The organism is Amycolatopsis melonis (genome assembly GCF_040064235.1).
GTDB classification, from domain to species: Bacteria; Actinomycetota; Actinomycetes; order Mycobacteriales; family Pseudonocardiaceae; genus Amycolatopsis; species Amycolatopsis melonis.
This window is the reverse complement of the sequence record NZ_JBDZYD010000016.1, coordinates 250,448-275,285: the sequence shown is the minus strand read 5'-3', so window position 1 is coordinate 275,285 and position 24,838 is coordinate 250,448. Positions and strand designations below refer to the sequence as shown.

Below are 24,838 nucleotides of genomic sequence, written 5' to 3'. Positions count from 1 at the left end.
GTGGAGTTGCCCCCTGGGGCCGGACACCTTGATTCCAGACAGTGGTCTGGAGGGAGGATGTCCTGGTGTCTCGCAGGTCGAAGTATCCGGAGCAGTTCCGTCGTGACGCGGTCGAGCTGGTCAACTCCAGTGACCGGCCGTTGCGGCAGATCGCTAGGGAGCTGGGGGTTAACCACGAGACGCTGCGCTCGTGGGTGAACACCGCCAAGCAGGCCACCGAGGCCGGCCCGCCAGCAGAGGACCCGGCCACCCTCGATGAGGTGGCGCGGTTGCGTAAACAGGTCGCTGAGCTGCAGAAAGAGAAGGAGATCCTGCGGAAAGCGGCCGCCTATTTTGCGCGCGAGATGGATCGATGATCTACCGCTACCGGTTCATCTCCGAACACCGCACCGAGTTCGGTGTGCAGCGGTTGTGCCAGGTCCTGGGCCTGCGCCGGCAGGGCTTCCACGAATGGGTCGCCGCCGAAGCCGGCCGTGCCCGGCGGGCCGAGGCCGAGGCCGACCTGGTGCAGGTGATCGCCGGGATCCATGCCGAGCACCGCGGTGCCTACGGCGTCCCGCGGATCACCGCCGAACTCCACCGCCGCGGGATCGTGGTGAATCACAAGCGGGTCGAGCGGCTGATGCGCGAACACGGGCTGGCCGGGATCACCCGCCGCAAACGCCGCACCACCACCCGACCCGCGGCCGGGCCGGTCACCCCAGCCGGCGATCTGATCCGCCGGGACTTCACCGCCACCGCACCCGGGACCCGGTTGGTCGGGGACATCACCTGCCTGCCCACCTTCCAAGGCTGGCTCTACCTGGCCACCGTCATCGACCTGCACACCCGCGAAATCATCGGCCACGCCATGGCCGACCACATGCGCACCACCCTGGTCTGCGACGCCATAGACCTCGCCACCGCCCGCGGCCTCATCCAGCCTGATGCGGTGTTTCACTCCGACCGCGGCGTCCAATACACCTCCGGCCAGTTCCGCACCGCCCTCGCCGAGCACCGGATCCGCCCGTCGGTCGGGCGGGTCGGGTCCTGCTACGACAACGCCGTCGCCGAAGCCTTCTTCGCCACCCTCAAAACCGAGATCGGTGTCTCGATCTGGCCCACCCGCGCCCAAGCCCGCCACGACGTGTTCACCTGGCTGCAGTACTACAACCACCACCGGCTGCACTCCACCATCGGCCACCACACCCCAGCCGAAACCCGAACCAACTACGCTCAGGCCCTAGCTGCCTGAAACCCCGTGTCCGCCCCACCGGGGCAACTCCACACGCGTGATTGGGGAGTCGACACGCGTGATTGGGGAGTCGACACGGGTCAGGCGGGGACGGGGCGGGTCGAGCCGATGATCGTCACCGCTCCGGCGATGTGGATCGTGAAGTCCGTGCCGTTGCGGGTGAAGCGGGTGATTCGCTCGGCCGGGGTGCTGCGGTCGTGGGACTCCCAGCCTGCTTCGTGCAGCTCCGGCAGGAGCGAGGCCAGGCGGGTTTCCGGGTCCGGCGGGTGGTCCAGGCGGACTCCGTACTGGTGGCACAGCAGGTGGCCCGGCCGGGTCGGGTCGCAGTCCAGGTCGCCGTCGACCGTCCGGTCGGCCTCGCCGCCGAATGCCGCCGCGATGTCGTCGATCACCGACCTCAGCTCGGCCGCCAGGCGGCTCAGCTCCGGGGTCATCGCGGGCCGCCGGTGAGCACCCGGTAGATGTTCGTCCACGACTCCGAACCCGGCTTCAGCACGTCGTTGTGGGACGACAGGCCCCACAGCGGGTCGCCATCGGCGTCCCGCCCGGTCGGCAGCCCGGTGACGCCGGGGAAGACGTCCGGGTCCGCGCCGTGGCCGATGCCGGTCCACTCCAGGCCCCACGCGTTGCCCTGGGCGAGCACGATCGGGTCCAGCGGCGCCGTCATCGAGAACCGCTGGACGCCCGCCTGGCTCGGCGGCAGGTCCGACGGCGACCACACGCCGTGCCCCATGCCCGCCGACTCGACGTGCAGCACGCGGTCGACGTCGAGGCCGCGGGTCTCGGCGAGCCCGACCGTCGCGCCGCCGTAGCTGTGCCCGATCGCCGTCAGCGTGACGTCCGGGCCCGCGTGGCTCGCGATCTCGCCGCGCAGGTCGTCGGCGAACGCCTTCAGGTCCGGCGCCATCGCCCGCGCGTAGCTCGCGTCCGGCCCCTGCGCCACCGGGCCCTGCGGGAACACCCCGTCGGCCCAGACGACGACCGCCGTGCGCCCGCTCGGGTCCGCGGCCACCAGGCTGCGCCCGAGACCCGCGTACGCGTCGAAGTTCGCCAGCTGCGTGTTGACGCCGGGCACGAACAGCCCGACGTTCCGCGTCCCCGGCTCGATGTGCCCGACCAGCTCGGCGATCCGGCCGTTCCCGGCCGGGTCGAACCGCAGGATCTGCCGGTCGTGCGCGAGGATGTCCTCGTACAGCCCGATCCGTGCCCGCGACCGGGCGATCTCGTCGCCGTCGGTGAGGGACGCCAGCCGCAGGCGCTCGGCCGTCAGGGCGTCGGCGACCTTGACGCGGTTGCCCGCGATCGCGTGCGCCCACGCGCCGGTGTCGGCCGCGCCGCCGATGCCCGCCGGATTTCCCGCGCGCGGCAAGGGTTCCTCGGGCAGCAGTGCCCGGTACATCGCCGCGACCTGGGCGTCCGCCCGCCGGTAGCCGGCCGCGGACGCGACTAGTCCACTTTGGAGGGTGCGGAGCCGGGCCGCGTGGGCTTCGAGCTTCCCGCCCAGCTCCGTCATGGTCTGCTCGAACGTCTTCGCCGCGGCCGCCGACTCGCTGACCTGGCCGAAGGCGGTGGCGGGCACCTTCTCGTCCACCACCGCGGACAGCGCCTCGACGCGGGAGCCGAACTCCCCGGCGACCGCGTCGAGGCGGGCGGGTGCCACGCGATATCCGGCAGCCGTCACGTCAGTACGCTTCCGGCTCTTCGCCGATCACCGGCGGCGCGACCGGTGCCGACTGGCCCCAGACGTTCTCCGTCTCGACCAGCCACGCCGGGATCCGCCGCCCGGAACCGAGGTCCCCGCCGCCGCCCATGCCCATCGGCATCATGGGCATCATCGGCATCGCGCTCTTGGCCGCGGCCGCGCCCACGGCTCCGGCCGCGCCGCCGGCCAGCCCGCTCAGCGCGTTGCCCGCGCCGCCGTCGCCGGCCAGGCCGGAGTGCGCCGCGGGAACTTCGCCGGGACCGGACAGCCCGCCGCCGGCAGGAACACCGCCGCCGCCCAGCGAAGGCGCGTCCCCGCCGCCGATCGGGATCCCGCCACCGGTCCCGCCCTCGACGCCGGCGCCGCCCCCGCCCAGCTTCGTGTCCGGCTCTTCGTCCTTCTTGTCCTTCGGGTCCTTGCCGGTGGCCCACGACGGCACCTTCGGCATGATCGAGCCGAAGCGGCCGAACGCGGCGGCCGAAGCCGCGGCGAGCCCCGCGGTGAACATGTCGCCGAACAGCGGATTCGACGTCGGCGCGGGCGTACCCGGCGCCTGCGGCGTGCCGGGGGACGGCAGCGGGTGCCCGCTGCCGGGTGTCACGACGACGCCGGGGTCGGTGACGCCGTTGCCGACGAGCCCCGGCGATCCGCCGCTCGCCGCGCCACCACCGCCGGACGGCGGCGAAGTGGGTGTCTGCACCGCGTTCGGCGACGCCGGGATCGACTCCTCGGCGGCGGTGTACTCCCCGGCCAGCTCGGTCATCACGGCGATCGCCCGGCCGTGCGCCGACCCGGCGGCGTTCGCGGCCGCCTGCTGCGCCTCGACGTTCGCGATCGCCTGCTGACGCTGCTGCGCCGCGGCCTGCACGAGCGCGGGCGAGGCGTCCGGCGGCAGCAGCGGCGGGTTCACCGCGAGCGCGACGTCGGCGGGGGAGACGTCCGGCACCGCGACCGGCGGCGGCATCTCCTTCTTGGCCTTGACCAGCGCGTCGGCGGCGTCCTCGAGCATGACGTTCATGGCCTCGGCGGTCTGCGCGACCTTCGCGATGCCGTGCGCCAGGTCGACGATCATCCGCTGGTACTGCTCGGCCGCGCCGCCGGTCCACTGCTGCCGGAACTCGACCAGCTCGGCGGTGAGGTCGTGGGCCTGGTCGTGCAGGTGCAGCGCCGTCGACTTCCACTTCTCGGCGGCGTGCCGGGCGCTGTTCGGGTCGCCCGCCTGCAGCATCGCGTACAGCTGCTGATGGCTGAAGGCGGCGAAGTTGGTGTGCGCGGTGTTCGTCATCCCTGGCGGCTCCCGTCGGTGTTCCCGGAACCGAGCAGGCCGAGCACGGGGTCGAGCAGGCCGGTGACGGCGCCCGAGTGGTGCAGGTCCCCGGCCACCGCCTGGTCGGCGCCGGCGTAGCCGTCGGCGACCGTGGTGGTGACCTCCTGTGCGAACCCGATCGCGCTGCGGACCTGGTCGAGCAGGCCCTGCATCTCCGCGACGGCGGCGCGGTGGGCGTCGGCCAGCGATCCCGCCTCGCCGAACTCGCCGAACAACAGCGGTTCCTGGCCGAGGGTGAGCAGGAAGTCGTTCGGTTTCGACATCGCGTGGATCTGGGTTTCCAGCTCCCGCACGAAGTCCTTCAGCGATTCCAGGTGGACGTAGTACGACTGGTCGTGCATCGCATCCCGGCTCTCTTGTCGCACGATCGCGGACGGGGAAAGCCGGTCGGCCGGTGCGAGCGGGGGGGTTTCCCGCACCGGCCGACCGACGTCTGGGCGCGGGTCAGCCCGCGAACAGCCCCTGGTTGCGGTTCTCCAGCGTCTGCTGGAGGTCGTGGGCCTCGCCGACCTTGCCGCCGAACTGCGCGATGATCGCGACGATGTCCGCGGTGGCCTGGCGCAGGCGCGTCTCGGCCTGGCGGGCCGCGTCACCGGCGGAGCTGCCGGAGGCGTACCAGGTCGCGGTGATCGGCTGCAGGTTCTGGTGCAGCTGCTCCAGCTGCGAGGTGAGCGCCTTGGCCTTGGCGGCCAGGGAAGCCGAGCTGTGCTGCAACGCGGCGAAGTTGATTTCGACGACGTCGGCCATGGTGGGCGTCCTCTCGGGTCAGGGGTTGAGGCGGGGGATCACGCCCGAGCCCTCGAGGGAGTTGCCGACCCCCTGGAAGCTCTGGTGGACGTCGGCGTCGCCGCGGCCGTAGTTCGCGTGGCTGGTGTGCACGAGCTGCGACATCGTGTCGAGCTCCTTCACCGCGACGCTCATCTTCTCCTGGAGCCGCCGCTGGAGGTCCCAGAACGCCACGGCCTGGTCACCCTTGTAGTTGCGCAGGGCCTCGGTCAGCTCGGACTCCAAGCTGGCCATCGTGGACTTGGCGTTCGTCGCGGTTTCCTCGAAACCCTGGACGGCGCGCGTCATGGCAGCGGAATCTGCCTGGAATCCCGGACTGGACATCGACGGGCCACCTCCTTCCTGAAGCGAATTCCCCGGGCGCGGTGGTCCGCGCGGTGTGAAAGTCACGCTAGAAAAGAGGCCACTGTGGTCAAACGGCACAACTGCCGGTCGCGCTGACGGCACTATTACCCACAGGCCCGCGGTAGGGCCTGCCCCCGTTGCCTGCGGGGGCGTGCTCCAGTGCCTCGCGGACACCCCGCCGCCAGGCTGGAGGCCATGGCAGACAAGGGGAATCCACTGGTCACGCTCCGGTCGTGGCACCGCCCGCTGGTGGTGCTCGCCGGGGCGATGGGGGTGCTGTGCGCGGCGTCGCTGCTCGGCCTGCTCTTCGATGATCGCACGCTGGTCAACGCGCCGATCTGGCTCAAACCGTTCAAGTTCTCGGTTTCGGTGGGGACGTATGCGCTGACGCTGGCCTGGCTGCTGACGCACGTGCGCCGCGGCCGCCGCGCCGGCTGGTGGTTCGGCACGGTGTTCGCCGCGGGCATCGGCGCCGACGTCGGGCTGATCGTGGTGCAGATGATCTTCCGCGGCCACACGCTGCACTTCAACAAGGCCACTCCGGCCGACGTCGCGATTAACAACGTCGTCGCCGGTGGCGCGTATGCGGCCTGGCTCATGACGGCCGCCGTGGTCGTCCTGCTGCTGTGCCAGCGGCTGCCGGACCGGGCGCTGAACTCGGCGCTGCGCTGGGGGACGGGCCTGGCACTGGCCGGGATGGCGATCGCGATGCTGATCTTCTCGCCGTCACCGGCGCAGCAGGCCGTGCTGGACGCGGGCGGCAGGCCCTCGACGTTCGGCGCCCACTCCGTCGGCGTCGAGGACGGCGGACCGGGACTGCCGGTGCTCGGCTGGAGCACCGTGGGCGGCGACCTGCGCATCCCGCACTTCGCCGGCATCCACGGCCTGCAGGTGCTGCCCCTGGTGGCGTTCGGGCTGCTCGCGCTGGCCCGGCGGTACCCCGGGCTCGGGTCCGACCTGGTCCGCCGCCGGCTCGTCCGGATCGCGGGCGCGGGGTACGCGGGCCTGCTCGCGCTGCTCACCTGGCAGGCTCTGCGCGGCCAGTCGATCGTGCACCCGGACTTCCGGACCCTCGCCGCGGGCGCCGCGCTGACCGGCGCGGTCCTGGGGGCGGGCGCGGTGGTCGTGCGGCCGCGGGTTTCTGCCGAAATTCTGAGATCCGCCCGGTAGACCGGGACGCCCGGGCGAAAGGCGGTCACGATGGTCCACCCGCAGGCACTGCTGGACGAGCTGGCGCGCACGCCGGACGTCCCGGCGTTCGAACACGGCGCGCGGGTGACCACGCGCGGCGAGCTGCGGGAGCTGATCGGCCGGTGCGCCGCGGGCCTGCGGGCGGCCGGGCTCGGACCCGGCGACGGCATCGGCCTCGCCACCGGCGTCACGCCGGAAGGGTTCGCCGCGCTGATGGCGGTGCACGTGCTCGGCGCCCGCGCGGTCGCGGTGCGGCCCGGGCTGCCGGAGGCGCAGCTGCGGCACATCCTGGCCGACGTCGCCGCGCTGGTCGTCGACTCGGCTCCGCCTGCGGAGGTGCCGGTGCTGTGGCTGGACGACCTGCTGGCTACATACGAAGAACCGGTGCCGCAAGGGCGTCCGGAAGACATCGCGACGGTCGTGTTCACCAGCGGCAGCACCGGTGTGCCGAAGGGCGTGGCCCACAGCTACCGCGCGCTGACCGAGGGCCGCGTGTGGCGGCCGCCGGTGCCCGGCTCAGCCCACGAACGGTTCGGCGCGGGATTCGGGCGGTACCTGCTGTTCGGGTCGCTGGCCAGCGCCGTGATGGTCGAGCAGCTGGCGGTGACGCTGTTCGCGGGCGGCACCGCGGTGATCCCCGAGGAGCCGCCGGACTTCCCGTGGGTGCTGCCGCGGCTGCGGATCACCGCGGCACTCATGACGGTGCCACGCCTGCACCAGGTCCTGGACGTGCTGCGCGGCTCCGACGTCGACCTGGGCGGCGTGCGGACGCTGATCGTGGCGGGATCGCCGGTGCCGCCGCACAAGCTCGCCGAGGCGGCCCGGCGGATCGGTCCCGCGATGCACCACGCGTACGGGCAGACCGAGACGGGGATGCTGACGCTCTGCCGCGCCGACGAGGGCCCGGGTTCGGTCGGAAAGGCTTGCGACACCGTGGAAATCGAGATCCGCGACGGCGAGGTCTGGGTGCGCACGCCGTCGGCGTTCTCGGGCTACTGGCGCGATCCGGCGGCGAGCGCGGCGGTGCTGCGCGACGGCTGGGTGCGCACGCAGGACCTCGGGCACCTCGACGCTTCGGGCTACCTGCACCTGTCCGGCCGGGCGCGGGACGTGGTGATCGTCAACGCGATCGTCCACTACGCGGGCCCGATCGAGCGGGCGATCGCGGCGTGCCCGGACGTCGACCAGGCGTACGTCGTGGCGGTCCCGGACGAGCGCACGGGCGAAGCGGCGCACGCGTTCGTGGTCCCGGCGCCGGGCCGGGAACCGGACCTGGCGGAGGTGCGCAAGGCGGTGGCGGCGGAGCTGGGGGAGGCGGCGGTCCCGGCGCGGTTCAGCTTCCTGGACTCGGTTCCGGTTGCCCCGTCGGGAAAACCCGACAAGGCGGCACTGCTCCGGTCCCTTGTGGACTGACGTGACGGCCTCCTTCCCGGCGCTCGAGCCCGGGAAGGAGGCCTTGACGTCAGACGCCGGCGGTCTGCTGGATCCAGGCGCGGCTGGATGCGATGCTGGCGTAGTTCTGCGTGCCCTGCGGGTTCGAACCGGAGTTGCTGCCCGTGGAGCACACCCCGACCTGGACGCCGTTGTAGAGCTGCGGGCCGCCCGAGTCGCCGTGCCACGCCGAGCCGTTGATGCCCTGGCTGGCGATGGCCGTGCCGCCGTAGGCGTCCGAGCTGAGGCCCGTGACGCGCACGTTGGCGGTCTTGAGGGTGCTCGACGGCGGGCTGCTGCCCTGGGTGCGGCCCCAGCCGTAGATCTGGTTGGTGGAGCCGGTCGGCGGGTTCGCCGTGCCGAGCTTCATGTAGGTGGTGCTGACGGCCGTCGTCAGGTGCAGCAGCGCGATGTCCCCGTTCGGGGAGGCCTTCTGCTGGTCGACGTTGGCGTTCGTGCCCTGCTGCAGGGTCACGCTGCCGACCTTGACGTGCATGCCCGGCGAGTTCAGGCAGTGCCGGGCGGTGAGCACCCACTGCGGGGCGATGATCGTCCCCGAGCACTCGAAACCGCCATAGGTGGTGACGTTGTTCCAGTAGATCTGGGCGCCCCACGGCGCGGACGACACGGTGGTCCCGCCGATGATGTCCTGCTGGGCGTCCGCAACCCCAGCGGAGACGACGCTCAGCGCCGCGGCGGCAGCACCCACCGCGGCCACAGCCCTCGACATGCGCATGTAAATGCCCTTCGGCCGAGTGATCCGGATGTCGCCCCCGAAACCGGGCGACGGGTGTCAACGTAGGTTCCGTGAGAGATTTTCGGAACCTACCGAAGTCGGTAAGGTGCCGAGCGTGACGGCTCAGCCGCAGCGCCGGGCGTGCCGCGGGTCGTAGCCCGCCGGCGCGAGATCATCCGGTATGAAGGCGTTGACGAGGGGAGTCAAGCCAGTGCGTCCGTCTACGGATGAGATCGCCCAGTCGATCCTGGAGTACTACGAGCTGCCCGAGAATCCTCCGGCGCCGTTCGAGAACTTTCCCGGCGCCGCGGGGCTGCCCCACCACGAGGTGGTCGACCGTATCGCCAGCGACCCGGGGTTCCAGGCCGAGCGGATCGCCGAGCTCAAGAACGACCCGTCCTTGCCGCAGTACCGTGAGGAGGCGAGCGGCCTGCTCGCCTCCCTCGCGGAGGCCGGGTTGCCCGTCCTGGTGGTCGAGCACCTGCACCAGCTGCAGGTCAACGGGGAGAAGCTCGACTACAAGGCCCAGGTGCCGCTGCTGGTGGAGTGGCTGGACCGGACGGACTACTTCCCGCTGATGGCTGAGCTGGTGCGGACGTTGTCCTTCGCCTTCGCCAAGAAGCAGGCCCGGCCGGTGTTCCTCAGGCTGTTCCGCGATCTGCCCGAGCTGCGCAGAGCGGCTGGGTATGAGGTCACCGAGTACGAGCGGGAAAATCTGCGGTGGACGATCGGCCTGGGCCTGGCCAAATTCGCCGACCCTACGGTCGCCGACGAGTACCTGGATCTCATCACGGACCCGAAGTACGGCGAAGCCCGGATGGAACTGGTCAGCGCGTTGCCGAAGCTCAAGGACGACCGTTCGGCTGCGGTGGCGATGGGCCTGCTGGACGATCCTTCGGTCGCGCACATGGCCGTGCGGGCCCTGGGCAAGCTGAACCACACCGAGGCGAAGCCCCGGATCCGGGCCCTGCTGGACGAGCCTCCGTCCACTTGGGACGAAAATGAGGTCTACAACGTCAGGACCGAGGCACGCAAGGCGCTCAAGAAGCTGGGCTGAACCCTCCGCCGCATGATCCGGCAGCCTGGTTCCCCGTCCCCGGTGAGCGTGGCATTACAGTTTCACGGGTAGCTGCCACGAGGGGGGAACCGATGTCCGCACCACAGCACGATCCCGAGCTGTTCGAAGAGCTGATGCGCACCGAACGCGGCCGGGAACCGGTCCGCCGTCGTCGCCCCGTGGTCGCGGCGCTCGTTGCCGGCCTGCTCGTGCTCGCCGGACTGCTCGGCTTCCGGGCCGTCTTTGCGACCGCGCCGGGCGAGCGGCTGCCCGAGGGCTTCGCGCACGGGCTCGACGTCACCGTGGGCCAGTGCTTCTGGACCCCGACGGGAGACGGGGAGGTCGACGTGCTGCTGACCTCCTGCACCGAGGGGCACACCGCGGAGGCGTTCGCCGTGCTTCCGCTCGCCGAGGGGGAGATGGGCGGCCCAGACCTGCCCTACCAGCGGACCCTGGACCGTTGCACCGCCGCCGCCCGCCCGATTCCCGGGGCGCGCGTTCAGGTCATGACTCCGCAAACCGGGAACGGCGGCAGGAACCGTGCGGTCTGCTACTACCGCTTCGCCACCGAAATGACGGCGCCCGTGCGATGAACACAGGGGGGCGGATGCTCGCCCGGCCCGAGGCCTTCGCTCCGGGGTGGCCGGCTGAGGGTGTCCGCGCTGCACGACGTCTTGAGGACTACGGCGACGAACTCGTCGCGCTCGCCTAGGACTCCACCGGTTTCGTCCACGCCACCTGGACCAGCCCGGTCCCGTGCCGTCGCGAGACCAGCGTTCCCCGGCCCGGTGGCTGCGGGGACGGCTTGACGTCCGCCAGCAGCGCTCCCTCGTCCTTGGCTCCCGACATGATCAGACCCGGGGTGCCCAGCTCGCGCAACCGCTGCAGGACCGGCTCGAACAACGCACGCCCGGCGCCGCCGGAGCCTCGGACGATTATCAGGTGCAGGCCGATGTCGCGGGCCTGGGGGAGGAACTCCAGCAACGGCTGCAGCGGATTCCGCCCGACCGTTGCCACCAGCTCGTAGTCGTCCACCAGCACGAACAGCTCCGGGCCGCGCCACCACGAGCGGTTGCGCAACTGCTCCGGCGTCACCGACGGTCCCGGCAACCGATTCCGCATTGCTTGGGCGCACTCGCCGATCAGGCTCGCCAGCTTGTCTTCCGTGCCCGCGTAACCCAGCAGGTGCGGCTCGGACACCGCGCCCAGCAGGCCCCGCCGGTAGTCCGCGACGATGATTGCCGCCTCTTCCGGGGTGTACGCCGACGTGATGCCGTGCGCCAGCGCGCGCAGCAGGGAACTCTTGCCGGACTCGACGTCGCCGAAGGCCACGAAGTGGGGGTCGGCCGCGAAGTCCAGGTGGACCGGGCGCAACGTCGACTCCGCGATGCCCAGCGTCACCTGCCGCGAAGGCGCCGGCGGCAGCGTGTCCAGGGGTACCTCCGGCGGCAGGAGCCGGACCTGCGGGGCACGCGGTCCTTGCCACGCCTCGGAAATGCGCCGGACCAGGTCGACACCGCCCGCGCCGATCGTGTCCGGGCGCTGGTCGCCGTCGATGCGGGGGAGCGCCGCCAGGAAGTGGAGTTTCTCCGCCGTGAGGCCGCGGCCGGGGCGGTCGGCGGGGACGTTGGCCGCCACCTTGCGGTCGATCGAGGAGTCCATCGGGTCGCCCAGGCGCAGCTCGAACCGGGTGCCGATCGCGTCGCGCAGCTGTGCGCGGACGCCGATCCACTGGTTGAGCGAGATGACCACGTGGATGCCGAACCCGAGCCCGCGCGCGGCCAGCCCGGTGATCTGCTCCTCCAGCTGCTCGTACTCCTGGCGGATCGTCGTCCAGTTGTCCACGAACAGGAACACGTCGCCGAACTCGCGGCCGTCGGTGCTTTCGGTGAGTTCCGCACGCCGGGCGCGGAACGCCGCCATCGACTCGATGCCCTGTGCGGCGAAGAACTCCTCGCGCTGCTCCAGCAACGTCGTCAGCTCGGCGACGACCCGGCGGCACCGCTGCGCGTCCCGGCGCGTGGCGTAGCCGGACACGTGCGGCAGGCCCGCGATCGGCGCCAGCGCGCCGCCGCCCATGTCCAGCACGAACAGCTGGACCTCGGCCGGGGTGTGCGTCAGCGCCAGCATGCCCGCGATGTCCTTCATCAGCGTCGACTTGCCGCTCTGCGGCGCGCCGACGATCAGCGCGTGCCCGGCCGCGCCGGAGAAGTCGGCCCACAGCAGGTCGCGGCGCTGCTCGAACGGCTTGTCCACCAGCGCCACCGGAATCGTCAGCTTCCCGTTGCCGCCCCAGCCGAGCGGGCACAGGCCGCGCGCGGCGTCCTCGCCCAGCGGCGGCAGGAGCTGGTCCAGCGTCGGCGGCTCGGCCAGCGGCGGCAGCCAGATCTGGTGTGCGGGCGGGCCGTCGAGCCGGGACAGCATCGCGCCGATGATCGTCTCGCCGGTGCCTCCGGTTTCCGGAGGAGAGACTTCCGTCGTCACCGGAATTTCCACCGTGGCAAGGGAAAACGGCAGCACTCCCAGTTCCTGCCCGTCCTCGCGCACGACCGTGCTGCGCGGCGGCAGCTCACCGGACACGTACGCCGCCTTGAGCCGGACCAGCGTTTCCGTGTCCGACTTCAGGTACGCCGACCCCGGCACCGGCGGCAGGTGGTAGGCGTCCGCGACCCCCAGCACCGCGCGGCTTTCCGCCGCCGAGAACGTCCGCAGCCCGATCCGGTACGACAGATGGGAATCCAGCCCGCGCAACCGGCCTTCCTCCAGCCGCTGCGACGCCAGCAGCAGGTGGATGCCCAGCGACCGCCCGAGCCTGCCGATCGCGACGAACAGGTCGATGAACTCCGGCCGCGACGACAGCAGCTCGCTGAACTCGTCGATGATCACCAGCAGCGACGGCAGCGGTTCGAGCGGCGCGCCGTCCGCGCGTGCCTTCTCGTAGTCGCGCACCGACGCGTAGTTCCCGGCCGCGTGCAGCAGTTCCTGCCGCCGCAGCAGCTCGCCGTTGAGCGCGTCGGCCATGCGGTCGACCAGCGCGAGGTCGTCGGACAGGTTCGTGATCACCGCGCACGTGTGCGGCAGCCCGGTCATCCCGGCGAAGGTCGCCCCGCCCTTGAAGTCGATCAGCGCGAGGTTGAGCGTCTCCGACGAGTGCGTCACGGCCAGCGCGGTCACCAGCGTCCGCAGCAGCTCGCTCTTGCCGGACCCGGTCGCGCCGATGACCAGGCCGTGCGGCCCCATCCCGCCCTCGGCCGACTCCTTGAGGTCCAGCTCGACCGGACGGCCTTCGGGGTTGACGCCCAGCGGGATCCGCAGCCGGTCGCGTGGCGGCCGCGGTGCCCACGTCACGGCCGTGTCGGTGTCGCGCGGGTCGCCGATGCCGAGCAGCCCGGCCAGCCCGAACGTCGTGGACATCGGTTTCTCGCCGACGACGGCGGCGGGCGTGTGCAGCGGCGTCAGCATCCGGGCCAGCGCTTCCGCGGCACCGCGGTCGAGGACGTCGGGGCGGCCGAGGAACCCGAGCCGCTGCTCGGCCGCGTCGCCGACGACCATGCCGAGCGAGTCCGGCGCGGTGTGCAGGCTCAGCAGCCTCTCGGTCGAGAACGTCCGCGGGTGCTCGGTCCCGATCTCGATCACCGTGACGCCGAGGCGCCCGTCCTCGCCGATCAGCCGTGGTTCACCGTGGGCGGTGCCGCCGTCGACGACCACGACCAGGTGCGGCAGGTCCAGTTCGCCCGCCGCGCGGCGCGCGAACGCCGGGCGTTCGCCCAGGTCCGCGCCCAGCAGCTCGGCGAGCCCGGCCGCGGTGGCCGAGGCCAGGCGCCGGGGGCCGACGGCGTCGGTGGCGGTGGCCGCGGTCGCGTGCGGCAGCCACTTCGCCCATTCCCAGTCGTGCTGCCGTTCGGGCGGCAGGCACAGTGCGATCCGCAGGTCGGCGGGCGAATGGAAGGTGACCAGCTGGCACAGCAGCGCGCGCACCAGGCCGAGCACGTCCGGCCGCCGCCCGGCGACGGTCACCGCGGCGAACGAACGCAGCGACAACGCGACCGGCAGGCCGTCGACCGTGGAGTAGGTGCGGATGAAGTGCTTGAGGCTGGTGGAGGACACCGGGTCCAGGTCCTCCAGCGGCACGGTCTGCGGTGCCTTCAGCGGCGTCGCCAGCCGCTGCGGGCCGGTGCCCGCGCGGACCTGCGCGAACTGCGGTTCGCCGCGGCGGCGGTCCCACAGCTTGCCGGTTTCGACGTAGGCCCACAGGTCGGCCGGGTCGGGCTGGACGGCGATCATCGCCGCGCGCTGGCCGTCGGCGATCTCGCGGACCTGGGCACGCAGCCCGGACAGGTACCGCTGGTAGTCGCGGCGCTCGTCGTTGATCTGCGCCTTCTTCGCCATCCCGCCGCGGCCCAGCGACAGCACGACCATGCCGCCCATGGCGCAGACGAACAACGCGCCGAAGATCCACGTCATCACGCCGCCGTCGCGTCCGATGTAGACGAACGACATCGCGCCCATGCCGAGCATCATCGGCAGGAACATCATCAGCTGCACCAGCCCGCCGGACGAGCTCTTCGGGAGCATCGGCGGGGACTGCAGCACGATCTCGCTCGGTCGGTCGGCAGGCAGGCTCATCGGGTCAGGCTCGCTCCGGTTCGGGGGTGCGCTGACCGGTATTTTGGCCACTTTCCGTCCATCCGCGGTGGGTACTTTTGCCGTCCGCCCGCTTCCGGGGCCGAACCTACGCTCAGCCGGGCAAGCCACCCGCGGAAGGAGAGCCATGGCCGGCGAGTACCGGGCGGAGCCCGAGGCGATGCGCTCTGCCGTCGGGAACGTCGGCGGCATCATCGCCCACGGCATCAACGCCGTCGCGGACCTGGAACGGCTGGTCGTCCAGCCGATGTCGTTCGCGAGCTTCGGCAGCGCGGTCGCCGCCGCGAACGCCGCCCTGCACTCCAGCCAGGTCACCGCGGTCCGGACGCTGCTGCAGCTGCTGCAGCAGATCAACGGCCTGGTCAAGGCCAGTGCCGACGCCTACCAGGCGGCCGACCGGGACGTGGCCGCAGGCTACGGCGGCGGGCACGCCCCGGCAGGCGGGGCGTCCTCGATCTGGGGCAGTTCGCACGCCTCCGAGCTGGCCACCCTGGCCATCAACGACAGCGCGGGCGCCCACGGCGAGCCGTCGTCGGTCGGGAACGTGCTGCGCTACCTCGGGGACGCGCGGCTGGGCAGGCTCGGCGACCACCCGATCACCGACACCCGCTTCAACGGTGTCGCCGACTTCAACGACTGGCTCGCCGGGGACACCGACAACCAGGCCCGCGTCGGGCTGATCGAGGTCTACGCGGGCACCGCGCGCACCTTCTCCGACGTGCCCGGCGGCGTGCACAGCGGCGACGTCGTCGTGGTCGAGCCGCTGCTGTTCTCCGACCGCCAGCCGGTCATCGGCATTGCCGGCGACGGCGGCCGCCTCTACAACCACGGGCTGCTCGACGCCCGCATCAGCGGGCTGGCGAAGGTCAGCGTCTACCGGCCCGCCTCCGTCGTCTGACCGTCCGATCCTCGAGAACTGTGAGGTCCGATGCTGACTTTCCCGAACTCCAGCGCGATGGACGCGACCGCGTCCTCGGGCGGGCCGATCACCATCCTGCCGCAGATCGTCACCGGGCAGCCCGAGCAGATCGCGCGGCACGTCGCCGACCTGGTCAAGAAGGCCGAGCAGTTCCTGAGCATGTACCACGAGCTGACCAAGGCCGCCGACCAGCTCGGGAAGATCTGGTCGGGCGCGGCGAGCGAGTCGGCGCTGAAGAAGATCTCCGACTCGCTGGACCAGCTGACGAAGATCATCACCGTGGTCGAGAAGGGCGCCGAGCTGCTCGGCGTGTCCGGAACGCTGATCAGGACCGCGCAGGAGGCCTACCGCGCGGTGGTCTCGGCGGTGAACCCGACGGTCGCCGCGCTGATGTCGAACTGGTGGACCTACGGCGCCGCGGTCGCTTTGTCGACCGCGACCAGTGCGTCGCTGCGGGCGTTCATCACCTCGATCGGCGCGCTGCTCAAGGCACTCGGCGCGGTCGACCTCGCCCAGCAGGTCACCACGCTCGCACAGGTCATCGGCGAGATCGAGAAGCTGTTCCACCACGGCTCCGGCAGCTCGGGCGCGACGCCGCCGTCGATCGGCAGCACCCCGGTCACGGCACCGCAGACCCCGCCGCCGGTGGCGAGCCCGTCGGGGCAGCAGGCGGTGGCGGGCGGGAGCGGCGGGGGGATCCCGCAGCAGCAGCCGTCGTTCACCGACTACACCCCGCCCGCGCTCGCCAACTCTTCGCCGAGCTCCAGCTCCAACAGCTGGATTCCCGTGAACGCGCCGACGCACGGCACCACCGCCCCGGCGCCGCGGCCGGTGTCGGCCGACGAGGTCGTGATCCACACCAACCTCACCACCGGTGAGTCCACTGTGGAGGCTCCCGGCGGCAAGGACTTCGACCTCGACATCAGCATGGACTACAACGGCAGGCACTTCAGCCAGCACGTCGGCTACGACGCGGCCGGGAACTGACCGATGGGTGCCGCGGTGGACGCGTCCGGCGTGGTCGGCTCGGTGCTGTCCGGGTACCGGCGCGTCCTCGTCGAGTGCGAGCGGCGCGTCACCGGCGATCCCGGCGTGCTGACCGCCGCGTCGCAGCGGGTCGCGGCCCGGGCGTCGGCGGTTTCGCGCCAGGCGAGCGAAATCGGCGAGTCCGCGGCGAAGCTGCACGCGGACTGGGACGGTGACGCCTACAGCGCGTTCGCGGCCGCGGCGGGCGAACTCGGCCGGGAGCTTTCCGGCACCGCCGCGAAACTCCGCGACCAGGCGAACCGGCTGGCGGCGGCGAGCGTGCTCGTGCGGTCGGCGAAAGCCGCCGTGGACTCGGTTCTCGCGCAGTTCGACCAGTACGCCACGCAGCTGATCGCGCAGGCCCGCTTCGCCGACTCCACCGCGGTCGGCGCGTTCATCCAGGCCGCGCGGCAGCTCGGCGAACAGGCCGCCGCCGCGGCCCGTCAGGTCGTCGACGAGTTCGCCGACGCGCTCGCCGAGCTGTTCCCGCCCGAAGGCGTCGGCCGCCTCGAACACGAGCTGGGCAAGTGGGCCCGCGGCCCGCTGCGCTGGCTCAACGGCGATCCCCTCGACGGCCGGAAGCGGCCGCGGACCGTGCCGTCGTGGTTCGGCAACTCCGGCTGGAAGAAGCTCACCTGGGACGGCCTCGAAGGCACCCGCGCGCCGAAGAAGGCGGACACGCCGTTCGGGCGGCCGGAACCGGAAGGCGTCAAGGAAAAGCTCGCCCGAAACACCGAGATCACCTACTACAAGTTCCAGCACGAGCAGGACGGCTGGTCCCCGGAGTACGACGGCAAGGTGACGTCGAAGGGCTGGGACGTGGGCGCGTCCGGCCACGCGGAACTCGCGGCGCTGCACGGGGAACTCGAAGGCAAGCAGGCCTGGGGCGTCGCCGAAGCGCACGCCAAGGGCACGGTGTTCGCCGGTGGCGAGGTGAGTGCGTCCGGCACGATCGGCGCGCACGGCTTCGGCGCGCACGCCAACGCCTTCGTGGGCGGCAAGGTCGAGGGCGAGGTCGCCGCGGACGTCGCCGGCATCGGCGTCGGCGCGAACGGAACCCTGCAGTACGGCCTCGGCGCGCAGCTCGACGCCCAAGCCGTCTACGACGCCGGGCACCTCAAGGTCAACTTCAAGCTGGGTGCGGCGCTCGGCGTCGGTGCCGGGGTCGGCGCGAAGATCGACATCGACCTGCCGAAGCTCGGCCACACGATCGGCGAGTACGGCGGCGCCGCAGTCGACGCGGTCAGCCACGCCGCCCACGACGCCGCCGACGCCGTCGAAGCGGCGTGGGACGACGCGGTCGCGTATGTGGGGTCGTGGTGACGCTTCCCCTCGACTTCGTCATCCCGGACGGCTGGACCGCGGTCGCCCCGGGCGATTCCGGCGCGGTGTTCGTCGCCGTGCATCCGGTGCCGGGCGAGGAGTTCACGCCGAACATCACGGTGAGCGTGCAGCAGCGGCCCGACGACGCCCCGATCGTCGCCGTCGCCGCCGAAGCCGTCGAACGCCTTTCGCGGACGCTCGCCGGGCTCGACGTCCTGAGCCGCCGTGCCGTCGGCGAGCCGTCCGCGCCCGGCGTCCTGCAGCTGCTGCGCCTGCGCACCGGCGAAGGCGAAGAGCTGATCCAGACCCAGGTGCACCTGACCGTCCCCGGCGCCACGCCGTCGGACCGGCTGGTGCTCGAACTCGCCTGCACGGCCGCGCCCGCGACCGCGCGGCGGCTCGCACCCGGTTTCCAGCGGTTCGTGGACAGCCTCCACGTCCGCCAGCACGAAGGGACGCAACAGTGACCGATCCGTACGCGGTGCCGGACATGGACGAGCTGCTCGCGCAGGTGCGCAAGCAGACCGAAGAGGTCCAGCGGATCCAGCGCACGGTCGAGGCGATGGAGGTCAAGGCGCACTCGCGGCAGAACGAGGTCTCCGTCACCCTCCGCGGCGACGGCCGGTTCACCTCGATCGACATCGACCCGCGCGCGATCCGCGAGTACGACGCCCGCAACCTCTCGGAGATCGTCCTGGAAGCGGTCAACGCCGGGCTGCAGAAGCTCGCCGAGGCGTCGAGCGCCAAGTTCGCGCCGGTGATCGCGGCCGCGAAAGAGGTGTGATGACGGCGTCGGTCACGGGCACCACGCGCCGGGTCACGGTGGTGACGCCGAGGGCCCGCGTCGACGTCGCGCTGCCGCAGCAGTCGACGTTCGCCGAGCTGGTGCCGCAGCTGGTGCGGCTGGCCGGTGCCGCGGGGCAGGCGTCGGCCGAGCATCCCGGCTGGGTCCTGTCCCGGCTCGGCGGCGCGCCGCTGGCCCTCGGCCTGAGCGTCGCGGCCGCCCAGCTCCGCGACGGCGAAGTACTGCACCTGACGCCCCGGGAGCGCCCGCGGGGCCCGCTGCTGTTCGACGACGTCGTCGACTCGATCGCCAGCGTCGCCGACGCTTCCGGCGGCTGGGGACCGGCGGTGGCTCGCCGGTCCGGGCTGGTGGCGGCGGTCGTGCTGCTGCTGGCCGGCGGGCTGCTGGTGCAGGCGGCGGCGTCCGGCAGCGTGCTGGCCCCGATCGGCACCGGGCTCCTGGCGCTGGTGCTGCTGCTCGGCGGCGGCGCGCTGAGCCGGGCCTACGGCGACGCGGAGGCCGGCGCGGCCGGTTCGCTGGCCGGGGTGGGGGTCGCGCTGCTGGCGGGGATGTCGGTGCTGCCGCCGCACCCGCTGTTCTCGCTGTCGGCGGGCCCGCTGGCGGCGGGCTTCGCCGCGGTGACGGTGTACGGCGTGCTGGCCGCGGTTTCGGTGGCCGACCGGCTGCCGTGGTTCGCGGCGATCACCGGCGCGGCGGGCTTCGGCGCGCTGACCACGGGCGTGGTGCTGCTGACGGGCGTCCCGGCGCTGTCGGCGGCGGCGGTCGTGGCGGTGCTGGCCACGGCACTGGCGGCAGTGGCCCCGATGCTCGCGCTGCGCCTGGCCCGGCTGCCGCTGCCGCGCGTGCCCGACGACATGGCGGCGTTCCGCGCAGACGAGCAGCCGTCACTGGGCGCGGACATGATCGGCCGCACTTCGCGGGCCCAGTCCGTGCTGACGGGACTGCTGGTGGCGCTGGGGCTTGTGGTGCTTGCGGCTTCGGTCGTGCTGTCTTCCGGCGGGCCATGGGAAGCCGGGCTGGCCGGGTTGCTCGGCCTGGCGTGGATCCTGCGGTCGCGCTCGTACGCCGGCCGGGCGCAGCGGCTGGTGCTGGTCGGCTTCGGCGTGCTCGCGCTGGTGTGCGCCGGGGGATGGCTGGTGGCGTCGGGCGAGCGGACGGCGGTGTTCGCGGCGGGCTGCGCGGTCGTCGTGGCGGCGGTGGTGTGCCTGGTGTACGCAACGCGGGTGGCGCGCGGGCTGCGGTCCCCTTACTGGTCACGGCTGCTGGACGTGACGGAGTTCCTGGTGCTGCTGGCGCTGGTGCCGTTCGTGGGCATGATCGCGGGGGTGTACGAAGCCGTCCGCGGCTAGAAAAACGAGTGGAACGGCCGTGGCAACCGGAGTTGGCTGGGTGTCATGGCCGAACTCCACGGGAGCTGCGACGACCGGTTCGCGAAGGTGGCCGAGGCCCTGACGGCCTCGCTGGACGGGGGTGTCTCCGCGGCGGTGTTCGTCGACGGCGAGCCGGTGGTGGACCTGTGGGGCGGGTACGCCGACGCGGCACGGACGGTGGCCTGGGACCAGGACACGATCACGACGGTCTGGTCCACCACGAAGACGATGACGGCGCTGTGCGCGCTGATCCTGGCCGACCGCGGTGTGCTGGACCTGGCCGCGCCGGTGGCGGCGTACTGGCCGGAGTTCGCGGCCGCGGGCAAGGAGAAAGTGCTGGTCCGCCACCTGCTTGGGCACACCGCGGGCCTCCCGCACTTCGCGGACCCGATCGCGGCGGCCGACCTGCTCGACTGGGCGGCGATGACGGCCAAGCTGGCGGCCCAGGCCCCGGAGTGGGAACCCGGCACACGGGGTGGCTACCACTCGATCACGTTCGGGTTCCTGGTCGGCGAGGTGGTCCGCCGGGTGACGGGACGCAGCCTCGGCACGTTCTTCGCCGAGGAGGTGGCGGGCCCGGTGGGCGCCGACTTCCACATCGGGCTGGCGGCCGGGCACGACCATCGCGTGGCCCCGCTCATCCCGGCACCCGAGGGCGACCGGCCGCCGGGGTTCCTGGTCGGCGTCGCGGATTCCCACACCGAGGCCTGGCGGCGGGCGGAGATCCCGGCGATCAACGGCTACGGCAACGCCCGTTCGGTTGCGGCGGTCCAGTCGGCACTGGCGTGTGGCGGAGTGGCGGCCGGCGGCGTGCGGCTGCTGTCGGCCGCGGGCAGCGAGCGGGTATTCGAGGAGCAGTTCAGCGGAGTGGACTGCGTGCTCGGCACGCCGATGCGGTACGGGCTGGGCTTCCGGCTGGAGAACCGCACGTGTTCGTGGGGCGGCTGGGGTGGTTCGGTGGTGTTCGTCGACGCGGACAACCGCATGGCGGTGGCGTACGTGATGAACCAGGTGCGCTGGGACGACGGCTACGCCCGCGGGCTGGAGGTCGTGCTGGCCGCCTACGACGGCGTCATGGCCTAGCCGTCTCGATGGTCTCGGCCAGCAGGCTGCCCGCCCGCAGAAGCGCAAGGGCCCGCCGGCCGATGTTCTCCAGCCGCGCGTCGAGCGCGGCGACGGTGTCCCCGACGTCGTGCAGTTCGCGGACGGCGGTGAGCGCGGTCCGGACGTCCGGAACGCGGTAGCCACCGGCCCGCAGCGCGGCGGTGATGCGGGCTTCACGGACGGCGCCGGGCGGATAGCGGCGCGCGGTCCCGGCCCGGGTGGCGATCCGTTCGGGGGTCACCAGGCCCTCGTCCTCCCAGAACCGGAGGGTCGAGGCCCGGACGCCGAGGGCCTGCGAGAGCTGGGTGATGGTCATGGCGTCCCCGTCGGCGGGCGGTGCCTCGGTGGCGGCCTCGGAACGGATGGACTCCAGGGCCTGCCGCGCGGCGAGGGCCTGCGCGCGTTCGTCGTTGAGCCGGGTGTGCAGTCCGCAGAGCAGCGCGGCGGCCTGGCCGGCCGGAAGCCGCCGGACGTCCCGCATCGCCCGCCGCGCCTCGACGGGCCCCACGGCCCGGGCGAGGTCACGGTACGCGCGGAGGGCGCGGACGTGGGCGTCGCCGAACTGCCGGTACCCGTTCGGGGACCGGGTCGCCGCCGGGAGGACGCCTTGGGCTTCGAGGTCCCGCACCTGCTGCACGGAGTAACCCACCGCGCCGGCCACGGCCGCGGTGGTCATGCCGGTCATCCCCAACCCTCCACAAGCACTTGAACCACATACTCGAACCATGAGTATGGATCAGCTCCTCCGGACGATCAGCGAGTTCGACGGCATCCTCGACGTGGCCCCTGGCGAAGGCAGCGAGTTTCCCGAGCTGACCTGGGGAGACCACTTCTTCTACTACGCCCCCGACGGCGTGATGCCCCAGCGCAGGCAGCCGTACGCGACGATCGTGACGAAGAACTACCCGGGCGACGACCGCAGCGGCCTCGACGAGCCCGGCCGCTGGCGGCTGAACATCCACGTGGGGACGGCGAAGTTCCGCGAACTCACGGGGGAGAACCCCCGCGAGGAGGCGGCCCCGCGCAACTACGCGGAGGCGGACGTCGTGCTACCGCACCCGGTGTACCGGACCCAGGGCTGGGTGGCGATCGTCAACCCGGGTCCCGGCACGGCGGAGCTGGCGGTCCGGTTGCTGCGGGAAGCCCACGAGAAGGCCAAGGCCCGGGCGGGCGCCGCTCCCGGCCACGACGGGTGACGAGCAGGCCCGATACTGCGGGCGCTGCCGGTGGCGGCGCAGTTCGACCGGTAGTCCCAAGGGGTTTGCGGCGGGTGGCGAGGGCCGGGGCCACGAGCAGCGGGGAACGCCGTCCCCGGCAGGCAAGCACCGTCAGCGCGGCCGGTCACCTGCCGGGACGCAGGGCACTGGTTGTGGGGTGGGGAGTCGCCGCTGGGGCCGGGAGGGCGTGGGTGTAGGCCCGTAGCCGTGTGGCTGCGGGCCTGTCCCCGGTCACGCTGCGAATGGCAGCGGTTCGTGGAGGTTGTTGCGCCGGGGTTTTCGGCGCCGATCCAGCCACACTGGTGGCAGGAACTCCGGTAACCCGTCGGCCGCGATCCGCACGTCCCACCCAGACCGATGCAGCAGCCGATGGTGGTGAGCACACATCAGCACCAGGTTCCCCAGCTCGGTAGGCCCGCCTTCGGACCAGTGCCGGATGTGGTGACCCTGGCAATGCCGTGGCGGCCGATGACAGCCCGGGAACGCACATCCCCGGTCCCGCAGATACAACGCCCGGCGGATACCGGGTGGAACGAGCCGCCGCAGCCGCCCGACATCCAGTGGTTCGCTGTGGCTGCCCAGCACCGCCGGGATCACCATGCAGTCGCAGGCGTGCAGCCGCGCTTCGGCGGCGGAGATGGTGCCGGTGTCGCCGAGGAGGGCTGTGCCGATGCCGGTCTTCAAGTCTTCTAGGGAGATCGCGACCATCACATGCGCCCGTTCCCCGGCCTGCATGGGCAGCTCTGGTGAGTTGGCTGCGAGGTCCATCGCGTCGGAGAACGCATCGCCGTAGCGTTCCATCGGCGACCGCAGATCCGGGCCTTCATCGGTGGCACGCCGCTGAGCGAGGGCATCCAGCACCGCACTGGCCCGGGCCCCGGTCTCATCGTCGAACCGGCCGTGCAGCTCCCACACCCCGGATCTCTTGCGCCGCAACGACAACTCCCGATCCGGCCGTCCAGGTTCGGTCTCGACCGGCTCCTGCCCATCCGGGACAAGGTGGGCCAGAATCCGCGCACCCAACGCGGCGACCTGCTTGTGCCCCGCATCAGCCGCAAACCCCAGCAGATCCCGCTCCACCCGATCCCGGTGCTCAAGAGGAGTATCCCGCAGCACGGAAACGATGGTGTCGATCATCGGGTTGCTCAACCGCCCCTCCCGCGCCACCACGCCAACCTCGGGAGCCAAAGCCGGAATCGGCGTGCCATCAAGGCCAACCCCGGGATGAAGCTGCCGAGCCCGCTTCACCAAGACTTCAGCGGCCTGCCGAGGCAGATCGGCGAGATGCTCCAGAAACCGCGCCACAGAACGATATCCGAACAACTCCATGACCCCACGCTGCTCAATCCCCACAGCCACAGCACCGATCGCCGCTTCACAGGACCGCATGAGCGCGAACAGCTCACCGAGGAGGTCGGCGAGGACCTCCGGTTCGGCGTTCCACACAGCGTTGGTGGTCATGACCCCAGAGTGCCCGGCATTCGAACACCCGTCATCACTCGAAGAGGTGAAGCTGCGGTTCGTCACCCTAAAGGGCAAGAGGAAGAGTCCGCCGCACTCCGAAGCCGTGCCGTCCATGCAAGGGAACAGCCGGAAACCCCGGCGCAGAACCGGAACGACCCCCGACCCGGACGGTCACCTCGGTCCGCTCCCGGCCCCCAGGAGTACGCGTCAGCGTGTACGAGGTAGCAGTGAAAGCAGCACCGGGAACGGCAAAATCCCCGACGGAAGCCGACCGCGGCGAGAAGCAGACCTGAGTGGACTCACCCCACACCCAGGAACGCCACCGCTCGGGCGGAGCACCGGCGGATCCCTGAACGCCCAGCGCCACCCGAAGCTCCTGAGCCAGCTCCCCGGCTTCCAGCACGGTGCTCTGATATCCGGCCTCCGCCAGCAACCCCATCAGGCTCAACGCGGCAGAAGCAGTACTGCGCAACGCCCCGAGATCACCGCCACCCCGCGCCAGCGCGGCGAGGGGAGCCAGATCCGGCCGGTACCGGACGGCCAGCCACCGCACCCGCAGCACCTGCTCGCCGCGCGGAATGGCCCACGTCAGCAGCTGCGCCGACGCCAGCGGGACGTCCGGCCGCCGGTAGGCCGCACGCAGGATGTCCAGCAGCGGACCCGGTGCGTCCGCGCCGGGCGTCAACCGCACGATCGCACTCCAGCCGCCGTCGACCTCGGCGACGCCGAAGCGGTTGCCGGCGCGGTCGACGTGCTGGCGCACCTTCACCGGCCCCGCCACGCAGTGCAGCGGGTCCGGGCTCTCGCGGCGCGTGTCGTGGCGCCGCAGCCGGAAGGCCGTCCAGGTCAGCGCCCAGCCCGCCAGGTGCCGTCCGGCGAACCGCACCGACGTCAGCAGCACCACGAGCCCGGCCGCCACGGTGACGCCGATCCGCGCGGGCTGGGCGACGCCGTCGATCGTCCACGCGAGCAGGGCGGCGATCGCCGCGAGCTCCCACACCGCGGCCTGCAGCGGCCGGATCGGCAGCAGCCACGGCACCGGCGTCGCGGCGGGCCGGGACGGTGCCGGGCGGACGGCGGTAGCGACGGACACGGGCTCCCCTTTCCCCTGGCCGCCGACGCTACTGCCTCCCCAAGTGTGGCGTGGGCGTAAAAAT

25 protein-coding genes are annotated in these 24,838 nt (G+C 72.0%); 14 read left to right on the top strand and 11 right to left on the bottom strand.

The features are described 5' to 3' along the window. The first annotated feature begins 65 nt into the window (after nucleotides 1-65). Nucleotides 66-356 (top strand): transposase, encoded by a 291-nt coding sequence (locus ABJI51_RS37510; RefSeq protein ID WP_348953522.1) that lies wholly within the window; start codon nucleotides 66-68, stop codon nucleotides 354-356. Beyond that, nucleotides 353-1,234 (top strand): IS3 family transposase, encoded by an 882-nt coding sequence (locus ABJI51_RS37505; protein WP_348953521.1) that lies wholly within the window; start codon nucleotides 353-355, stop codon nucleotides 1,232-1,234. The genes ABJI51_RS37510 and ABJI51_RS37505 overlap by 4 nt, the downstream gene beginning before the upstream one ends. 80 nt (nucleotides 1,235-1,314) lie before the next feature. Here the strand turns inward: ABJI51_RS37505 and ABJI51_RS37500 are convergent, their stop codons facing one another. The 6 genes from ABJI51_RS37500 to ABJI51_RS37475 all read right to left on the bottom strand — a co-directional run bounded on the left by ABJI51_RS37500 (nucleotide 1,315) and on the right by ABJI51_RS37475 (nucleotide 5,373). Continuing rightward, on the bottom strand, nucleotides 1,315-1,668 hold the full coding sequence (locus tag ABJI51_RS37500; RefSeq protein ID WP_348955882.1) for a hypothetical protein: 354 nt from the start codon (nucleotides 1,666-1,668) through the stop codon (nucleotides 1,315-1,317). Next, the gene (locus tag ABJI51_RS37495; RefSeq protein WP_348955881.1) at nucleotides 1,665-2,915 is read right to left on the bottom strand and encodes an alpha/beta hydrolase; all 1,251 of its coding nucleotides are present in this window, start codon (nucleotides 2,913-2,915) and stop codon (nucleotides 1,665-1,667) included. The genes ABJI51_RS37500 and ABJI51_RS37495 overlap by 4 nt, the downstream gene beginning before the upstream one ends. A gap of 1 nt (nucleotide 2,916) precedes the next feature. Further along, entirely contained in the window at nucleotides 2,917-4,221 is a 1,305-nt protein-coding gene (locus ABJI51_RS37490) for a WXG100 family type VII secretion target (RefSeq protein WP_348955880.1), read from the bottom strand. Further along, on the bottom strand, nucleotides 4,218-4,604 hold the full coding sequence (locus tag ABJI51_RS37485; RefSeq protein WP_348955879.1) for a hypothetical protein: 387 nt from the start codon (nucleotides 4,602-4,604) through the stop codon (nucleotides 4,218-4,220). The genes ABJI51_RS37490 and ABJI51_RS37485 overlap by 4 nt, the downstream gene beginning before the upstream one ends. Before the next feature lie 103 nt (nucleotides 4,605-4,707). Next, a complete protein-coding gene (locus ABJI51_RS37480; protein WP_348955878.1) occupies nucleotides 4,708-5,010 on the bottom strand; it encodes a hypothetical protein in 303 nt (100 codons plus the stop codon). A gap of 18 nt (nucleotides 5,011-5,028) precedes the next feature. Then, nucleotides 5,029-5,373 carry a WXG100 family type VII secretion target gene (locus ABJI51_RS37475; protein WP_348955877.1) on the bottom strand — a complete coding sequence of 115 codons (345 nt, stop codon included), beginning with the start codon at nucleotides 5,371-5,373 and terminating at the stop codon, nucleotides 5,029-5,031. 216 nt (nucleotides 5,374-5,589) lie between these two features. Between ABJI51_RS37475 and ABJI51_RS37470 the strand changes: the two genes are divergently transcribed. Then, a complete protein-coding gene (locus ABJI51_RS37470; protein ID WP_348955876.1) occupies nucleotides 5,590-6,564 on the top strand; it encodes a hypothetical protein in 975 nt (324 codons plus the stop codon). A 30-nt stretch (nucleotides 6,565-6,594) separates the two neighbouring features. After that, nucleotides 6,595-7,998: a class I adenylate-forming enzyme family protein gene (locus tag ABJI51_RS37465; protein WP_348955875.1), complete on the top strand. Its 1,404-nt coding sequence runs from the start codon at nucleotides 6,595-6,597 to the stop codon at nucleotides 7,996-7,998. A gap of 49 nt (nucleotides 7,999-8,047) precedes the next feature. Here the strand turns inward: ABJI51_RS37465 and ABJI51_RS37460 are convergent, their stop codons facing one another. Continuing rightward, a complete protein-coding gene (locus ABJI51_RS37460; RefSeq protein ID WP_431605701.1) occupies nucleotides 8,048-8,752 on the bottom strand; it encodes a S1 family peptidase in 705 nt (234 codons plus the stop codon). Nucleotides 8,753-8,963: 211 nt separating this feature from the next. Between ABJI51_RS37460 and ABJI51_RS37455 the strand changes: the two genes are divergently transcribed. Together ABJI51_RS37455 and ABJI51_RS37450 are read left to right on the top strand one after the other, a co-directional pair. After that, nucleotides 8,964-9,809 (top strand): HEAT repeat domain-containing protein, encoded by an 846-nt coding sequence (locus ABJI51_RS37455; protein ID WP_348955873.1) that lies wholly within the window; start codon nucleotides 8,964-8,966, stop codon nucleotides 9,807-9,809. Between the two features lie 92 nt (nucleotides 9,810-9,901). Next, nucleotides 9,902-10,402: a hypothetical protein gene (locus ABJI51_RS37450; protein WP_348955872.1), complete on the top strand. Its 501-nt coding sequence runs from the start codon at nucleotides 9,902-9,904 to the stop codon at nucleotides 10,400-10,402. 115 nt (nucleotides 10,403-10,517) lie between these two features. On the opposite strand, the gene eccCa is transcribed toward ABJI51_RS37450, so the two are convergent. Further along, nucleotides 10,518-14,435, bottom strand: coding sequence for a type VII secretion protein EccCa (eccCa, locus tag ABJI51_RS37445; RefSeq protein ID WP_348955871.1), 3,918 nt, complete (start codon nucleotides 14,433-14,435; stop codon nucleotides 10,518-10,520). A gap of 145 nt (nucleotides 14,436-14,580) precedes the next feature. On the opposite strand from eccCa, the gene ABJI51_RS37440 reads away from it, so the two are divergent. The 7 genes from ABJI51_RS37440 to ABJI51_RS37410 are packed head-to-tail and all read left to right on the top strand — an operon-like array spanning nucleotide 14,581 to nucleotide 20,979. Further along, complete coding sequence (locus ABJI51_RS37440) at nucleotides 14,581-15,351, top strand: WXG100 family type VII secretion target (protein ID WP_348955870.1); 771 nt, start codon at nucleotides 14,581-14,583, stop codon at nucleotides 15,349-15,351. A gap of 30 nt (nucleotides 15,352-15,381) precedes the next feature. Continuing rightward, nucleotides 15,382-16,359, top strand: a complete 978-nt coding sequence (locus ABJI51_RS37435; protein WP_348955869.1) for a hypothetical protein — start codon at nucleotides 15,382-15,384, stop codon at nucleotides 16,357-16,359. A gap of 3 nt (nucleotides 16,360-16,362) precedes the next feature. Then, nucleotides 16,363-17,721 (top strand): WXG100 family type VII secretion target, encoded by a 1,359-nt coding sequence (locus ABJI51_RS37430; protein ID WP_348955868.1) that lies wholly within the window; start codon nucleotides 16,363-16,365, stop codon nucleotides 17,719-17,721. Beyond that, a complete protein-coding gene (locus tag ABJI51_RS37425) occupies nucleotides 17,715-18,188 on the top strand; it encodes a hypothetical protein (RefSeq protein ID WP_348955867.1) in 474 nt (157 codons plus the stop codon). The genes ABJI51_RS37430 and ABJI51_RS37425 overlap by 7 nt, the downstream gene beginning before the upstream one ends. Next, nucleotides 18,185-18,505, top strand: coding sequence for a YbaB/EbfC family nucleoid-associated protein (locus ABJI51_RS37420; RefSeq protein WP_348955866.1), 321 nt, complete (start codon nucleotides 18,185-18,187; stop codon nucleotides 18,503-18,505). The genes ABJI51_RS37425 and ABJI51_RS37420 overlap by 4 nt, the downstream gene beginning before the upstream one ends. Then, nucleotides 18,505-19,875, top strand: a complete 1,371-nt coding sequence (gene eccD, locus ABJI51_RS37415; RefSeq protein ID WP_348955865.1) for a type VII secretion integral membrane protein EccD — start codon at nucleotides 18,505-18,507, stop codon at nucleotides 19,873-19,875. The genes ABJI51_RS37420 and eccD overlap by 1 nt, the downstream gene beginning before the upstream one ends. Before the next feature lie 45 nt (nucleotides 19,876-19,920). Next, nucleotides 19,921-20,979 (top strand): serine hydrolase domain-containing protein, encoded by a 1,059-nt coding sequence (locus ABJI51_RS37410; RefSeq protein ID WP_348955864.1) that lies wholly within the window; start codon nucleotides 19,921-19,923, stop codon nucleotides 20,977-20,979. Here the strand turns inward: ABJI51_RS37410 and ABJI51_RS37405 are convergent. Beyond that, entirely contained in the window at nucleotides 20,969-21,685 is a 717-nt protein-coding gene (locus ABJI51_RS37405) for a MerR family transcriptional regulator (RefSeq protein ID WP_348955863.1), read from the bottom strand. The genes ABJI51_RS37410 and ABJI51_RS37405 overlap by 11 nt on opposite strands. A gap of 40 nt (nucleotides 21,686-21,725) precedes the next feature. On the opposite strand from ABJI51_RS37405, the gene ABJI51_RS37400 reads away from it, so the two are divergent. Then, on the top strand, nucleotides 21,726-22,196 hold the full coding sequence (locus tag ABJI51_RS37400; protein ID WP_348955862.1) for a DUF6194 family protein: 471 nt from the start codon (nucleotides 21,726-21,728) through the stop codon (nucleotides 22,194-22,196). A gap of 252 nt (nucleotides 22,197-22,448) precedes the next feature. Here the strand turns inward: ABJI51_RS37400 and ABJI51_RS37395 are convergent, their stop codons facing one another. Together ABJI51_RS37395 and ABJI51_RS37390 are read right to left on the bottom strand one after the other, a co-directional pair. Then, nucleotides 22,449-23,678, bottom strand: coding sequence for an HNH endonuclease signature motif containing protein (locus tag ABJI51_RS37395; RefSeq protein ID WP_348955861.1), 1,230 nt, complete (start codon nucleotides 23,676-23,678; stop codon nucleotides 22,449-22,451). Between the two features lie 67 nt (nucleotides 23,679-23,745). Further along, nucleotides 23,746-24,774 carry a type VII secretion protein EccE gene (locus tag ABJI51_RS37390; RefSeq protein ID WP_348955860.1) on the bottom strand — a complete coding sequence of 343 codons (1,029 nt, stop codon included), beginning with the start codon at nucleotides 24,772-24,774 and terminating at the stop codon, nucleotides 23,746-23,748. Nucleotides 24,775-24,838: the final 64 nt, after the last annotated feature.